The organism is Pseudomonas sp. PDM01, assembly GCF_014852325.1.
In the GTDB taxonomy this organism is placed as follows: Bacteria; Pseudomonadota; Gammaproteobacteria; order Pseudomonadales; family Pseudomonadaceae; genus Aquipseudomonas; species Aquipseudomonas migulae.
This window is the reverse complement of record NZ_JACVBK010000004.1, coordinates 264,052-278,519: the sequence shown is the minus strand read 5'-3', so window position 1 is coordinate 278,519 and position 14,468 is coordinate 264,052. Positions and strand designations below refer to the sequence as shown.

At 59.6% G+C, this 14,468-nt stretch carries 11 protein-coding genes; 5 read left to right on the top strand and 6 right to left on the bottom strand.

Annotation, left to right across the window (positions count from 1 at the left end):
- Positions 1 to 95 precede the first annotated feature (95 nt).
- On the bottom strand, positions 96 to 473 hold the full coding sequence (mvaT, locus tag IB246_RS12110) for a histone-like nucleoid-structuring protein MvaT (protein WP_007933316.1): 378 nt from the start codon (positions 471 to 473) through the stop codon (positions 96 to 98).
- 339 nt (positions 474 to 812) lie between these two features.
- Between mvaT and purU the strand changes: the two genes are divergently transcribed.
- Positions 813 to 1,661, top strand: coding sequence for a formyltetrahydrofolate deformylase (gene purU / locus IB246_RS12105; protein WP_192230042.1), 849 nt, complete (start codon positions 813 to 815; stop codon positions 1,659 to 1,661).
- Between the two features lie 86 nt (positions 1,662 to 1,747).
- Positions 1,748 to 1,939, top strand: coding sequence for a hypothetical protein (locus IB246_RS12100; protein WP_008041931.1), 192 nt, complete (start codon positions 1,748 to 1,750; stop codon positions 1,937 to 1,939).
- A gap of 953 nt (positions 1,940 to 2,892) precedes the next feature.
- On the opposite strand, the gene IB246_RS12095 is transcribed toward IB246_RS12100, so the two are convergent.
- The 4 genes from IB246_RS12095 to IB246_RS12080 form a co-directional block, all read right to left on the bottom strand.
- On the bottom strand, positions 2,893 to 3,888 hold the full coding sequence (locus tag IB246_RS12095; RefSeq protein WP_008043336.1) for a lysylphosphatidylglycerol synthase transmembrane domain-containing protein: 996 nt from the start codon (positions 3,886 to 3,888) through the stop codon (positions 2,893 to 2,895).
- A complete protein-coding gene (locus IB246_RS12090; RefSeq protein ID WP_008043335.1) occupies positions 3,885 to 4,661 on the bottom strand; it encodes a DUF2334 domain-containing protein in 777 nt (258 codons plus the stop codon). The genes IB246_RS12095 and IB246_RS12090 overlap by 4 nt, the downstream gene beginning before the upstream one ends.
- Positions 4,654 to 5,775 (bottom strand): glycosyltransferase family 4 protein, encoded by a 1,122-nt coding sequence (locus tag IB246_RS12085; protein WP_008043334.1) that lies wholly within the window; start codon positions 5,773 to 5,775, stop codon positions 4,654 to 4,656. The genes IB246_RS12090 and IB246_RS12085 overlap by 8 nt, the downstream gene beginning before the upstream one ends.
- 183 nt (positions 5,776 to 5,958) lie before the next feature.
- Positions 5,959 to 7,848, bottom strand: coding sequence for a methyl-accepting chemotaxis protein (locus IB246_RS12080; RefSeq protein WP_192230039.1), 1,890 nt, complete (start codon positions 7,846 to 7,848; stop codon positions 5,959 to 5,961).
- 174 nt (positions 7,849 to 8,022) lie between these two features.
- On the opposite strand from IB246_RS12080, the gene IB246_RS12075 reads away from it, so the two are divergent.
- Positions 8,023 to 9,510, top strand: a complete 1,488-nt coding sequence (locus tag IB246_RS12075; protein ID WP_032832797.1) for a helicase HerA-like domain-containing protein — start codon at positions 8,023 to 8,025, stop codon at positions 9,508 to 9,510.
- Positions 9,511 to 9,615: 105 nt separating this feature from the next.
- Here the strand turns inward: IB246_RS12075 and IB246_RS12070 are convergent, their stop codons facing one another.
- Positions 9,616 to 10,071 (bottom strand): DUF721 domain-containing protein, encoded by a 456-nt coding sequence (locus IB246_RS12070; protein WP_008029261.1) that lies wholly within the window; start codon positions 10,069 to 10,071, stop codon positions 9,616 to 9,618.
- A gap of 307 nt (positions 10,072 to 10,378) precedes the next feature.
- On the opposite strand from IB246_RS12070, the gene secA reads away from it, so the two are divergent.
- Entirely contained in the window at positions 10,379 to 13,114 is a 2,736-nt protein-coding gene (gene secA / locus IB246_RS12065) for a preprotein translocase subunit SecA (protein WP_032832795.1), read from the top strand.
- A gap of 122 nt (positions 13,115 to 13,236) precedes the next feature.
- Entirely contained in the window at positions 13,237 to 14,454 is a 1,218-nt protein-coding gene (argJ, locus tag IB246_RS12060) for a bifunctional glutamate N-acetyltransferase/amino-acid acetyltransferase ArgJ (protein WP_008029257.1), read from the top strand.
- The last annotated feature ends 14 nt before the right edge of the window (positions 14,455 to 14,468 follow it).

Here is a 14,468-nt window from a genome sequence, read left to right as displayed (position 1 = left end):
GAAAATGCACGGGCCTGAATCTCGGGCATAAAAAAACGCCAGCGATTGCTGGCGTTCTTTTTTGTCGCGGATGGGTCTGCGACAAGCTTTGCGGCTTAGCCCAGCAGGGTAGCCCAGCCTTCAACCACGTCGCCGCCCCACTTGGCTTTCCACTCTTTCAGAGTTTTGTGGTTGCCACCTTTGGTTTCGATGACTTCGCCGTTGTGCGGGTTTTTGTATTGTTTAACTTTGCGAGCACGCTTGGTGCCAGTAGTTTTTACTGCGCCGCCGCGTGGTGCTTTGGTTTTGGATTCTGGATCCAACAGCGCAATGATGTCACGCAGGGACTTGGAGTATTCGCCCATCAGGGTGCGCAGTTTGCCTTCGAATTCCAGCTCGGTTTGCAGTTTGTCGTCTTGGGACAGGTTCTTCAAACGGGCTTGCAGCTCTTTGATAGCTTCTTCGGTGGCACGATATTCGTTGATCAAGGACATGGGGACTACCTTATGTTGTGCGCTGGATGGCAGGGGACAGTGCGGCAATAATAGTCAGGGTGTTTCATCAAGTAAACATTTAACCGGGGTTTATTTAAATTAGTTGCGATGAATAGGGCGCAAATTGGATGTACAGTTAAATAGTGTGACGCAGGTATCACAGATATTCACAATTGAATGCTTGAAGAATGCTGACAGGATCACCATCGCGCAGGTAACCGACAGCCCTCAACGCTTGTGCCACCGGCCTTCGTGCAACGCGAGGTGTCATCTATACTGCAGTTTTTTTGCGCAATCGCTAGAATGGCGGCCTTTGCGAAGTTCTGGAGTTTCCCCCTCATGCGCACTTTTCGGCTGGTGATTGCTTGCCCGGACCGCGTCGGCATCGTTGCTAAAGTCAGTAACTTTCTGGCGTCACATAACGGCTGGATCACTGAAGCGAGCCACCACTCGGACAATCTCAGTGGCTGGTTTTTCATGCGTCACGAAATTCGTGCCGACTCGCTGCCTTTTGGTATCGAGGCTTTCCGCGAGGCGTTCGCGCCGATTGCCGAAGAGTTCTCGATGAACTGGCGCATTACCGATACCGCGCAGAAGAAGCGCGTGGTGTTGATGGCAAGCCGTGAATCTCATTGCCTGGCCGACTTGCTGCACCGCTGGCACAGCGATGAACTGGATTGCGAAATCTCCTGCGTGATTTCCAACCATGATGATTTGCGCAGCATGGTCGAGTGGCACGGCATTCCTTACTACCACGTACCGGTCAATCCGCAGGATAAAGAGCCGGCGTTCGCCGAAGTCTCGCGCCTGGTCAAACAGCACGATGCCGAAGTGGTGGTACTTGCCCGCTACATGCAAATCCTGCCGCCCGAGTTGTGCAGCGAGTATGCGCACAAGGTCATCAACATTCACCACAGCTTCCTGCCGTCGTTCGTTGGCGCCAAGCCGTATCACCAGGCTTCCATGCGTGGGGTGAAGTTGATCGGTGCGACGTGCCACTACGTGACCGAAGAGCTGGACGCCGGCCCGATCATCGAGCAAGACGTTGTGCGCGTCAGCCACAGTGACAGCATCGAAGACATGGTGCGTTTCGGTCGTGATATCGAGAAAATGGTGTTGGCCCGCGGTCTGCGTTATCACTTGGAAGATCGGGTGCTGGTGCACGGTAATAAGACTGTAGTGTTCTGACCGTCACACGACGCGGTTGAAATTCGAAGGGCCTGGGCGTTCAATCGTTCCAGGCCCTTCGCCGTTTCTGCACTGAGGACATGACCATGGCTGATCCACTGGACAAAGCTACTTCCAAGGCTCCCGCGACATTGGGGGAGGGGTGTTTGAGTCGTTATGATCCGGATGATATGAGCGCTGAAGACGGCACGGAATTTCCCGGTGCGGCGGAGTTGTGGGAGCAGTTGAATCCTGAGCCTGACCTTGTAGGCGCTGGTTTGCCGGCGAAGCGGTCTTGAGGTCTGGCGTTTGCTCGTTTTGATTGTGTACATATCCGTTTCTGCGGTAACGGCGGCAATTGGTTTCGCCCTTACGGCGAGTCACTTTGGAAAAGCCCCAAAGTAACCAAAAGGCTCTTGCCCCTTTCGTTCGGTGCCTCGCTAAGGCTCGGCATGCCCTCGCTCCGGTCCTGCTCCGTGGGCCCGCCGCGATCGGCCATCCTTGGCCGTGCGCGGCTAACCCGGCATCCATGCCGGGTTGCCCACTGCGCAGAACCTGCGCTCGGCCTCTCGAGGGGGCGGTGCGTCCAGATCAAAAGCTGAAGGCGAGCTAACGCTCGGCCTGATGAGTGGTGAAAATCAAAAGCGTATGGGGTTCCCTGTAGGAGCCGGCTTGCCGGCGAAAAACGCCCGGACACCGCGTTCATTCAGGCAGCCCGCGTTATCGTTGACGTCCATCGCCGGCAAGCCAGCTCCTACAATTTTGAGTCGTGTGAACCCAATCCCCGTGTAGGAGCCGGCTTGCTGGCGATAGCGGTGGGTCAGTCGACACACCTATCGCCTGAAAGGATGCCATCGCCAGCAAGCCGGCTCCTACAGGGGATTGGTGCACATGTCCGGAATGAGTGAACGCAGTAGAGAAGAACAACGCGGACAACTGAAGAGCCAGGTCGGCTTTCAGGCCGCCTCGGCGGCTGTGGCGGTAGTCGCCCCCTCGAGAGGCCGAGTGGAGGTTCTGCGCAGTGGGCAACCCGGCATGGATGCCGGGTTAGCCGCCCCCGGCCATGGATGGCCGATGGCGGCGGGCCCACGGAGCAGGACCGGAGCGAGGGTATGCCGAGCCTAGGCGAGGCACCGAACGAAAGGGGCAGAAGCGCTTTGGTTACTTTCGCGCTTTTCGAAAGTGACTCGCTGTAAAAGCGAAACCATAAGCCGCCGTTACCGCATCAACGGATATACACACAATCAAAAAACTAAGCCTGCCTAAACCTCATCAACTTCTTCAACAACGGCCGCCCAACCATCAACAAAAACACCGGCCCCCCCACCACCAGATAAAAGTAATAAGTCACCGCCCGCCAAATCAAAATCGCCGCCGCCGCAGTGGATTTCCCCACCATGGGCGCCAGCAATGCAGCCGAGGTCAGTTCCGCCGCCCCGGCGCCCCCCGGCAACAGGCTGAACTGCCCCGCACTCAGCGAAAGCATCTGAATCAAAAAGCTCCAGGCCCACTGCAAGTCCGCGCCAAGCCCGCGCAACGCCAGGTACAACACGCTATAGCGCAACACCCAATGCACACAGGTCAGGGCAAACACCTTGATCAAAGTCCGAAAGGGCAACTTCAGCGTGTCAGTGAACGCCGCAAGAAAGTGCAGGAGTTTTCGCGCCCAGCGCAGGCGCGTGGTGCCTTTGACATTGAGACGTGCGAGCAGCCGCCCGCTGAGGCGAATCAGCAGCCGATGGTAGCGCGCGATCACCACACAACTGAGCAGCCCGCCGAACATCGATATCGCACTGACGGTCAATAGCCACTCCATGCGTTCACTGAGGTGCTGGAACAGCGCATAAATCAGAATCCCGCTTAACGCACAGAGAAAGAACAGCAGATCGCTGAGTTGGTCCATGGCGAAAACCGCACTGCCCCGTGCCGGACGCACCCCGTTGCGGGCCAGCAGCGCCATGATGGTCAGCGGTCCACCGCTGCCGCCCGGTGTGGCGCAGTAGGCGAACTCGGCAGCCATCACCACGCCGAGGCTTTTGACCGGGCTGACCTTGTCGCGCTCATCACCCAGCAACAGGCGCAAGCGCATCGTGTTCACCACCCAGCACAGCAGGATCATGCCGAACATGATCAGCAACCAGCTCAGTGGAAAGCTTTGCAATCGCGACCAGGTCTGGTTGCCACCCAGCAGCAGCGGAATCAGCACCGCCGCGAGCAGTGCGACAAACAGCAGAATCCCCCGGCTCATGCGGCGCGACCGATGCGGTCGCTGTGCAGCGCCAGCCAACGAGCCTTGGTCATCGGCAGGCGGCCTTGGTCGAGTAATCGCTTGAGGGTGTGCAGCCAGTAATCGCGCGCGAACCGATGACGCATGTCCACCGGGTGCAGGCCCAGACGAATCACCGGCGCCTGGCGCAAGCGTTGCTCGCGCTGATCGCTGACGAGCTTCGACAAACCTCGCCGCCATGCGCTGCGCGCACTCCAGACCAGTCCCGGCGCATCGACCGGGGTGAAGTCCGGTAGACGAAACAGATGCTGTGGATCGCTGGTGTAACTCAGGGGTAACTGGCGCAAGGCCTGGCGCGTACCTTCACTCATCAACCAGGCCGGAGCGACGAACCCTTCGAGCGGCCAGTGATAGCGATGAAACAGCTCGATACCTGCGCGCAGACGCGTGAGGGCCGCGTCCTGCGACAGCGTGTAGAACTCGCCTTCACGGGTATAAATGCGGCGCATGAACCAGTCTCGTGGCGTGTTGGGCGGCGGCTCGTCATCACAATGAAAATAGCCGTGCAGCGCCAGTTCGTCACCTCGGGCGACACGACCGGCCAGCAGGCGGCGCAAACCCGGGTGTGCCTCCAGATCGTTGTGTCTGTGGTAATCCGGCACCACCAGCCAGGTCATCGGCACTTCACCCAAGGCGTCGACGGCTTCGACAAAAGGTTGGTAATCGGCCCAGGTGTGCGGCGCGACGTCATGCAGTACGAGTAACAGGCAGGGCGCGTTCATGGGCTCAACCATTGGCGGCCAGCGGCCATTGATTGCCGAGGACGGCGTGATAGTGGCCCAGCAGGCTGTCGACCACCGCGTCCCACGAGTAATGCCGTTCGACATGGAGGCGTGCTTGTTGGCCGAGCGCGGCACTGCCTGAACTGAACAGCTCCCGCACCGCATTGGCCATCGCCACCGGGTCGTTCGGCGCGCACAGCAGCCCGCATTCTGCGCTGATGATTTCTTCAAAGGCTCCCGCCGCCACGGCTACGACCGGAATGCCGCTGGCCATGGCTTCGAGGATCACCAGGCCAAACGTTTCCTGGTCACCAGCATGCAGCAGCGCATCGGCGCTGGCCATCAACTTCGCCACCTGCGTGACGGGGCAGAACTCATGGATGACGGTGACGTTGTCCGGGACCACGACCGGCATCGACGACCCCACCAGCAACAGGTGATAACGCCGCCCCAGGCGTCGCATGCATTCCAGCAACACCGGCAGGTTTTTTTCCTTGGAACCACGCCCGGCAAAAATCAGCAGGTGCGTGTTTTCATTGATGCCCAGTTGCGTGCGCAGGCTTGGATCCCGGGCATCGGGATGAAAGGTTTGCAGGTCGACGCCCAGGGTTTGGACGAAAACGTTGTTCACGCCCAGGCTGGTCAGTTTGTCGGCCATGATCCGGCTCGGCGCCAAGACCCGGTCGAAGTTGCCGTAGAGCTTTTTGACATACGCTTCGACGTTGGTTGTGACCCAATTGCCCATGCGATTGCTGACCAGCAGCGGCAAGTCCGAGTGATAGAAGCCGATCACCGGCACGTCGAGTTGGCGGCGGGCATCGAGCGCCGCCCAGGCTGTGAGGTACGGGTCGCCGACTTCGATCAGATCGGGCTGCAAATCCTGCAGGACATTTCGCCAAGGGGCGAGACGGAGAGGGAAACGATAACCCTTGCCGAAGGGCAGGGCAGGGGCCGGAACCGTGTAAACGCCGTCCTGTTCGCTCAAGTGTGAACCGGGGATCAGCAGGCTGTGGCGAATGCCGGGTTTGACGCCCAGGCGACGGTGTTTTGCATCCAGATACGTGCGCACGCCACCGCTGGCAGGGGCGTAGAACATGGTTATGTCCGCGATGTGCACGATGAACATCCCTCCGGTCCGTTGTACTCCCTTGGTTGACCTTAATGAAGAATAGATGTTCGGCTGGGGTTTTGTGGTGTGTTACAGACCGTCTTCGCGGGCAAGTCGGATCGCCGCACCGCTCGCTCCTACAGGTTCACGTAAAACCTTGTAGGAGCGAGGCTTGCCCGCGAAGGGGCCCTCAGAAGCGCATTAGATCCGGAAACTACCGACCAACTGCTTGAGACGCGCCGCCTGCTGCTCCAGGTCCGAACACGCCCGCAACGTCGATTGCAGGTTTTCCACACCTTCCTGGTTGAGCGTATTGATCTCGGTAATGTCGACGTTGATCGATTCCACCACCGCCGTCTGTTCCTCGGTTGCCGTCGCCACGGACTGGTTCATCCCGTCGATCTCACCAATGCGCAACGTCACGCTGTTCAGGCGTTCGCCCGCCAGGTTGGCGATTTCCACGCTGTCCTGACTGTGGCGCTGGCTGTCGCTCATGGTGCTGACGGATTCGCGGGCGCCGATTTGCAGCTCCTCGATCATGGTCTGCACCTGCTGCGCCGATTCCTGCGTGCGGTGTGCCAGGTTGCGCACTTCATCGGCCACCACGGCAAAACCACGCCCGGCTTCACCGGCACGGGCCGCTTCGATCGCGGCGTTCAGCGCCAGCAGGTTGGTTTGCTGGGAAATGCTGGTGATCACTTCGAGAATCTGCCCGATGTTCACGGTTTTGCTGTTCAGCGATTCGATGTTGGTGCTCGAAGCGCTGAGCATGCTCGACAGTTGGTTCATCGCGACAATGCTGCGATCCACCACCTGTTGGCCGTCTTCGGCGAGGTTTCGGGCATCGCTGGCCTGGCTCGACGCCTGGGCGGCGTTGCGCGCGATTTCCTGGGCCGCGGCACCGAGCTGATTGATCGCGGCGGCGACGCTGCTGGTGCGCGAAGCTTGCTGGTCGGAGTTGTACATCGACGAGTTGGAAGCCGCGACTACGCGCAGCGCCACTTCGTTGACCTGGCCGGTGGCCGAAGACACTTCGCGGATCGAACCGTGAATGCGCTCCACGAAACGGTTGAACGCGGTGCCCAGGAGGCCGAATTCATCGTTGTTCTGGATAGTGAGGCGTTTGGTCAGGTCGCCCTCGCCGTCGGCAATGTCGGCCATGGCGCGGGTCATGACGTGCAGCGGCTGGATCAGGATGCGGATCAGCATGCCCAGCAAGGCAATGATGATCGCAACTGCGATGACGGTCGCAACGACCGCCGAGGCGCGGAAATCGCTGAGTTTCGCGAAGGCTTTGTCCTTATCCACCGACAGACCGATGTACCAGTTGACGGAAGACAGGCCTTTGATCGGGGTGAAAGTGACGATGCGGGTTTTGCCATCGACTTCCACTTCACTGAAATCGCTGCTGATGCGCGGTGTGTTTTTCGGATACGACTCAGCCAGGGATTTCATCACCAGCGCTTTGTCCGGGTGCACCAGGATCTTGCCGTCGGCGCTGACCAGGAACGCATAACCCATGCCATCGAAGTCCAGCGCATTCAGGCTGTCGGCGATCACTTGCAGGCTCAGGTCACCACCGACCACGCCAATGTTCTGGCCGTCCTTGAGCACACTGTTGACGATGGAGATGACCAGTTGGCCAGAGGCCAGATCGATGTAGGGTTCGGTCAGCGCCGAGCCGCTGGTGCTTTGGGCGCTTTTGTACCAAGGGCGGGCGCGCGGATCATAGCCATCCGGCATTTTGCTGTCCGGGCGGATGATGAAGGTGCCATCCTTGTTGCCAATGTAAGCACCCATGAAGGTCGACGTCACCGCCTTCTGCTCCAGCAGCTTGGCGACGTTGCCGATGTCCGGGTTCAGCGCGGCGTTTTGTGCGAGGTTTTCGATCAGCAGACTGCGCCCGGTCAGCCAGGTCTGGATATTGTTGGCAGTCACGCTGCCCATTTTTTGCAGATTCTTGTCCAGGTCCTCGCGAATGGCGTTGCGCTGTAGATAGTCGTTGTACAGGGTGAACGAGGCGAACGCGGCAATGACGATGAGGGCGGCGGCAAGCAGGATTTTATGGCTGAAGCGCAGATTTTTGTTCATGGCTTGGGGTTCCGCTAAGGTCTTAATGCCCAAGGCGTGCTTTTATAAGGAAGCGCGCAGTGGGCGGTCATGAAAACAAGCTGATATTTCCGTCCTCTCCTTGGGGGGATTACCGAAGCTTTTCAGTCTTTTATATCGGCCGTGCAGGATTAAAGATTAACCATGGGTGACCAAATGCCTGATTCATCGCAACTCGTTATCGGTGCCGATCTCGCGGGGCAACCGATCGCCCAGGCCATGCGCCTGGCGAACCGTCACGGTCTGGTCGCGGGCGCTACCGGGACCGGCAAGACCGTCACCTTGCAACGACTGGCCGAAGCGTTCAGCGATGCCGGCGTGGCGGTGTTCGCGGCGGACATCAAAGGTGACCTCTGCGGCCTCGGTGCCGCCGGCAACCCGCAGGGCAAGATCGCCGAGCGAATCGCCGGGATGCCCTGGCTGAATCACACGCCGCAGGCGTACCCGGTCACTTTGTGGGACATTCACGGCCAGTCCGGTCATCCCTTGCGCACAACCTTGAGCGAAATGGGCCCGCTGTTGATTGGCGCCCTGCTGGAGTTGACCGACAGCCAGCAATCGGCGCTGTACGCCGCGTTCAAAGTGGCGGACCGCGAAGGCCTGTTGCTGCTGGACTTGAAGGACCTGAAGGCGCTGCTCAATCACCTGCGCGACCACCCCGAATTGCTGGGCGACGACGCCGCGTTGATGACCACCGGTTCCAGCCAGGCCTTGTTGCGCCGATTGGCGACCCTGGAACAACAAGGTGCTGAAGCCTTGTTCGGCGAGCCGGCGCTGCAACTCGAAGACATTCTGCAACCGACCGCCGAGGGGCGCGGGCGCATTCACTTGCTCGATGCCAGTCGTCTGGTGCACGAAGCGCCGAAGGTCTACGCGACGTTCCTGTTGTGGCTGCTGGCTGAACTGTTCGAGCAACTGCCGGAGCGCGGCGATGCCGACAAACCGCTGCTGGCGCTGTTTTTCGACGAAGCCCATTTATTGTTTGCCGATACGCCCAAGGCGTTGCAGGAACGTCTGGAGCAAGTGGTGCGGCTGATTCGCTCGAAAGGCGTGGGCGTGTATTTCGTCACCCAATCGCCGGGCGACTTGCCGGATGACGTGCTGGCGCAGCTCGGTCTGCGTATCCAGCATGGTTTGCGTGCGTTCACCGCCAAGGAGCAGAAGTCCCTGCGTGCGGTGGCCGAGGGCTTCCGGCCGAACCCGGCGTTCGATGCCTTGTCGGTGCTGACCGAACTGGGGATCGGCGAGGCGCTGGTCGGCACATTGCAGGACAAAGGCACGCCAGAGATGGTCCAGCGCGTCCTGGTGGCACCGCCGCAATCACGGATCGGGCCGCTGAGCGAAACCGAGCGCACGCTGCTGATCGCCGGCTCGCCGTTCAAGGGGCGGTACGACAAACCGGTGGATCGCGAATCAGCCTATGAAGTGCTGATGGGGCGCAAAGGCCTGGCGCCGGAACCCGAAGCGGCACCGGGCAAACCTGCGCCAGAAGAACCGAGCTTCACCGACAAGGCCGGGGAGCTTCTCGGCACGGCCGCAGGGCAGGCGCTGAAGTCGGCGATGCGACAGGCGGCCAATCAGCTTGGCCGGCAACTGGTGCGCGGGTTGATGGGGTCACTGCTCGGCGGCAGCAAACGCCGCTAATTTTCTGGCGTATGCATCCCCTTGTAGGAGCGAGGCTTGCCCGCGAAGGGGCCCTTGAGGGCGCCCAAAGCTTCGCGGGCAAGCCTCGCTCCTACAGGGGCCGTGTCAGTCTTTTGGTTTGGCGTGAGCCGCCAATCGCTCCAGCGCCGCCCGCAGGTTCGGATCACTGATCCCCTCAGCCGTCGCTTGTATGGTCGCCCCCGCATCCGTCGACAAACTGATGGTATGCCCGGCCGCTCCTTGCTGAACGGTCGGCGGCTGCACCTTGAACAGAATCCGCGTCAGGCTGGCGAACTCATCAAACATCTGCAACTGCCGTTGCAGACGCTTCTGTTGATAGCGCAGACGCGTTGCCCAATGTCCGTCAGTGACAATCAGCAACAAGCTGCCTTCGCGCCACGACGCCACATGGCAATGTTCGCGCGCAGCGGGCTGCAATTGGCTTTCGAGCAGGCGTTGTAAATGACCCAGGCGTTGAGCATGGCCAAAAATGGCTTTCAGCGGTTTGGCTTCGCGAAGCAGAACGGCGGGTGCTCTGGCCGTAAGAGGGCGAAATGCCATGATCAGACACCTGAAGTAACAGAGCCGCCATGGTAGCAGAAAGCACTGGATGCGCCCGACCCATTGCTTTGCGCGCGCTTTACCCATTAAATCAACAAGTAACTTCTGCCGTCAGTGGCTTGAAGTTCAGCAAAAAGCCCTTATTTTAAGTGAGCCCCGTAACAGCGCAGTGCATGCATCGTGGAACAACGCCACTTTCCTCACCATCGTTTCCGGGTAGAATGCTCGTTCGCATGCGGCCATGAGGGCTGCACGGGCGACTCACGGGGCCGCCCTCCATCCCTTTAGTGTGGAAGATCCTGCCGATATGTTTGCGCCTTTGTTAAAGAAACTTTTTGGAAGCAAGAACGAGCGTGAAGTCAAACGCATGCTCAAGACGGTGCAACTCGTCAATGCCTTCGAAGAGCAAATGGTGGCCCTTTCGGACGATCAATTGCGTGCCAAGACGGATGAGTTCAAGGCCCGCATCGCCAAAGGGGAAACCCTCGACAAGCTGCTGCCAGAAGCCTTTGCGGTCGCCCGCGAAGCCGGCAAGCGCGTCATGGGTATGCGCCACTTCGATGTCCAGCTGATCGGCGGCATGACCTTGCATGAAGGCATGATCGCGGAAATGCGTACCGGTGAAGGCAAGACCCTGGTGGCCACACTGGGCGTTTACCTCAACGCGTTGTCCGGCAAAGGCGTGCACGTTGTTACCGTGAACGACTATCTGGCCCGCCGTGACGCCAACTGGATGCGTCCGCTCTACGAATTCCTCGGCATGACGGTCGGTGTGGTTACACCTTTCCAGCCGCCGGAAGAGAAACGTCAGGCCTACGCCGCCGACATCACCTACGGCACCAACAACGAATTCGGTTTCGACTACCTGCGCGACAACATGGCGTTCAGCATGGAAGAAAAATTCCAGCGCGAACTCAACTTTGCCGTGATCGACGAAGTCGACTCCATCCTCATCGACGAAGCCCGTACCCCGCTGATCATTTCCGGTCAGGCCGAGGACAGCTCGAAGCTGTACATCGAGATCAACAAACTGATCCCGCAGCTGCAATTGCACGTCGAAGAAGTCGAAGGCGAAGTCACCAAGGCCGGCCATTACACCGTCGACGAGAAGACCCGTCAGGTCGAACTCAACGAAGCCGGTCACCAGTTCATCGAAGACATGCTGACCCGCGTCGGCCTGCTGGCTGAAGGCGAGAGTCTGTATTCGGCGCATAACCTGGGCCTGCTGACCCACGTCTATGCCGGCCTGCGTGCGCACAAGCTGTTCAACCGCAACGTTGAATACATCGTGCAGGACGGTCAGGTTGTCCTGGTCGACGAACACACCGGTCGTACCATGCCGGGTCGCCGTTTGTCCGAAGGCCTGCACCAGGCTATCGAAGCCAAGGAAAACCTGAACATCCAGGCTGAAAGCCAGACATTGGCGTCGACCACGTTCCAGAACTACTTCCGTCTGTACAACAAGTTGTCCGGCATGACCGGTACCGCAGACACCGAAGCGTTCGAATTCCACCAGATCTACGGCCTGCAGGTCATGGTGATCCCGCCGAACAAGCCTTTGGCGCGTAAAGACTACAACGACCTGGTGTTCCTGACCGCCGAAGAGAAATACGCGGCGATCATCAACGACATCAAGGAATGCATGACTCACGGCCGTCCGGTGCTGGTGGGTACTGCAACCATCGAAACTTCCGAACACATGTCTGCGCTGCTGCAGAAGGAAGGCATCGAACACAAGGTCCTGAACGCCAAGTTCCACGAAAAAGAAGCCGAAATCATTGCCCAGGCCGGTCGTCCAGGCGCACTGACCATCGCTACCAACATGGCCGGTCGTGGTACCGACATTCTGTTGGGCGGCAACTGGGAAGTGGAAGTCGCGTCTCTGGAAGACCCGACGCCGGAGCAGATTGCCCAGATCAAGGCCGACTGGCAGAAGCGTCACCAGCAAGTGCTGGAGTCGGGTGGCTTGCAGGTGATTGCGTCCGAACGTCACGAATCGCGCCGTATCGACAACCAGTTGCGTGGTCGTGCAGGTCGTCAGGGTGACGCCGGTTCCAGCCGTTTCTACCTGTCGCTGGAAGACAGCCTGATGCGCATCTTCGCCTCTGACCGGGTGAAGAACTTCATGAAAGCATTGGGCATGCAGTCCGGTGAAGCGATCGAGCACCGCATGGTGACCAACGCCATCGAGAAGGCTCAGCGCAAGGTTGAAGGCCGCAACTTCGACATTCGTAAACAACTGCTCGAGTTCGATGACGTCAACAACGAACAGCGTAAAGTGATCTATCACATGCGCAACACGTTGCTGGCCGCCGACAACATCGGTGAAACCATCGCCGACTTCCGTCAGGACGTACTCAACGCGACTGTCAGCGCCCACATTCCACCGCAGTCGCTGCCTGAGCAGTGGGACGTGGCGGGTCTGGAAGCGGCGTTGCAGAGCGACTTCGGTGTGGCGCTGCCGATCCAGCAATGGCTCGACGAAGACGATCACCTGTACGAAGAAACCCTGCGCGAGAAGCTGATGCAGGAGCTGATTGCGGCGTACAACGAGAAAGAAGACCAGGCGGGCGCCGACGCGCTGCGCACCTTCGAGAAGCAAATCGTGCTGCGCGTGCTGGACGACTTGTGGAAAGACCACCTGTCGACCATGGACCACCTGCGTCACGGCATTCACTTGCGTGGCTATGCGCAGAAGAACCCGAAGCAAGAGTACAAGCGCGAGTCGTTCACGCTGTTCTCCGAGCTGCTGGATTCGATCAAGCGCGACTCGATCCGTGTGTTGTCGCACGTTCAGGTCCGCCGCGAAGATCCGATCGAAGAAGAGCAACGCCTGCGCCAGGAAGCCGAAGCACTGGCGGCGCGCATGCAGTTCGAGCACGCTGAAGCACCTGGTCTTGATCAACCGGAACAGCTGGGTGAAGAGCTCGATGTAGCCCTCGCCACCGCACCGGTTCGCAACGAACAGAAGCTGGGCCGTAACGAACTGTGCTACTGCGGTTCGGGCAAGAAGTTCAAGCATTGCCACGGGCAGATCCAGTAAAACCCGTTTCATACGCTGAAATACCCGCGCCGCGACCGGCATCAGCCGTCGCGGCGTTTTGCCATTTACACCACCGTTCTTCCTGAAAGCGGTGCAGACATCATTTATTAAGGAGCGCATTCATGGCTGTTGGTCTTGGTCCTTTGCCAACGTTGCACCCGGTTGCCGGTTTTGAACTCGGTATCGCCTCGGCCGGCATCAAGCGTCCTGGACGCAAGGATGTCGTGGTCATGCGCTGCGCCGAAGGCTCCACCGTGGCAGGCGTGTTTACCCTGAACGCCTTTTGCGCCGCTCCGGTGATCCTGGCCAAGCAGCGTGTGCAAGGTCCGGTGCGTTACCTGCTGACCAACACCGGCAACGCCAACGCCGGCACCGGCGAACCGGGTCTGGCGGCCGCCGAGCGCACCTGCGCGAAACTGGCTGAGCTGACTGGCGTCGATGCCAGCCTGGTGCTGCCGTACTCCACCGGTGTGATCGGCGAACCGCTGCCGGTCGAGAAAATCGAAGGCGCGCTGCAAGCCGCTCTCGACGACCTGTCGGTGAACAACTGGGAAGCTGCCGCCACCGGCATCATGACCACCGATACCCTGCCGAAGGGCGCCAGCCGCCAGTTCCAGCATGACGGCGTGACCATCACCGTTACCGGCATCAGCAAAGGCGCAGGCATGATCCGTCCGAACATGGCGACCATGCTCGGCTACATCGCCACCGACGCCAAAGTCTCCCGCGACGTGCTGCAAAACCTGTTGCTGGACGGCGCCAACAAGTCGTTCAACCGCATCACCATCGACGGCGACACCTCGACCAACGACTGCTGCATGCTGATCGCTACCGGTCAGGCGGCACTGCCGGAAATCACCTCCGCCAGTGGTGAACTGTTCGCCAAGCTGAAACAGGCTGTGTTCGAAGTGTGCATGGACGTGGCCCAGGCCATCGTGCGTGACGGCGAAGGCGCGACCAAGTTCGTCACCGTTGAAGTCAACGGCGGTGGCAATCACCAGGAATGCCTGGACGTCGGCTACACCGTGGCGCACTCGCCGCTGATCAAGACCGCGCTGTTCGCATCCGACCCTAACTGGGGCCGCATCCTGGCTGCCGTTGGCCGTGCCGGCGTACCGAATCTGGACGTGAGCAAGATCGACGTGTTCCTCGGCGAAGTCTGTATCGCCAGCCGTGGCGCCCGCGCATCGACTTACACCGAAGCCCAGGGCGCAGCGGTGATGCAGCAGGAAGAAATCACCATCCGTATCGAACTGGGTCGCGGCGATTGCAGCGAAACCATCTGGACCACGGACCTGTCCCACGAATACGTGAAGATCAACGCCGAGTACCGTACGTAAGACAGATCGCTTTC

What these genes read in the sequence shown, in the direction of transcription:
- mvaT (WP_007933316.1), bottom strand. Translation starts at nt 473, where the DNA reads ATGTCCTTGATCAACGAATATCGTGCCACCGAAGAAGCTATCAAAGAG.
- purU (WP_192230042.1), top strand. Translation starts at nt 813, where the DNA reads ATGCGCACTTTTCGGCTGGTGATTGCTTGCCCGGACCGCGTCGGCATC.
- IB246_RS12100 (WP_008041931.1), top strand. Translation starts at nt 1,748, where the DNA reads ATGGCTGATCCACTGGACAAAGCTACTTCCAAGGCTCCCGCGACATTG.
- IB246_RS12095 (WP_008043336.1), bottom strand. Translation starts at nt 3,888, where the DNA reads ATGAGCCGGGGGATTCTGCTGTTTGTCGCACTGCTCGCGGCGGTGCTG.
- IB246_RS12090 (WP_008043335.1), bottom strand. Translation starts at nt 4,661, where the DNA reads ATGGTTGAGCCCATGAACGCGCCCTGCCTGTTACTCGTACTGCATGAC.
- IB246_RS12085 (WP_008043334.1), bottom strand. Translation starts at nt 5,775, where the DNA reads ATGTTCATCGTGCACATCGCGGACATAACCATGTTCTACGCCCCTGCC.
- IB246_RS12080 (WP_192230039.1), bottom strand. Translation starts at nt 7,848, where the DNA reads ATGAACAAAAATCTGCGCTTCAGCCATAAAATCCTGCTTGCCGCCGCC.
- IB246_RS12075 (WP_032832797.1), top strand. Translation starts at nt 8,023, where the DNA reads ATGCCTGATTCATCGCAACTCGTTATCGGTGCCGATCTCGCGGGGCAA.
- IB246_RS12070 (WP_008029261.1), bottom strand. Translation starts at nt 10,071, where the DNA reads ATGGCATTTCGCCCTCTTACGGCCAGAGCACCCGCCGTTCTGCTTCGC.
- secA (WP_032832795.1), top strand. Translation starts at nt 10,379, where the DNA reads ATGTTTGCGCCTTTGTTAAAGAAACTTTTTGGAAGCAAGAACGAGCGT.
- argJ (WP_008029257.1), top strand. Translation starts at nt 13,237, where the DNA reads ATGGCTGTTGGTCTTGGTCCTTTGCCAACGTTGCACCCGGTTGCCGGT.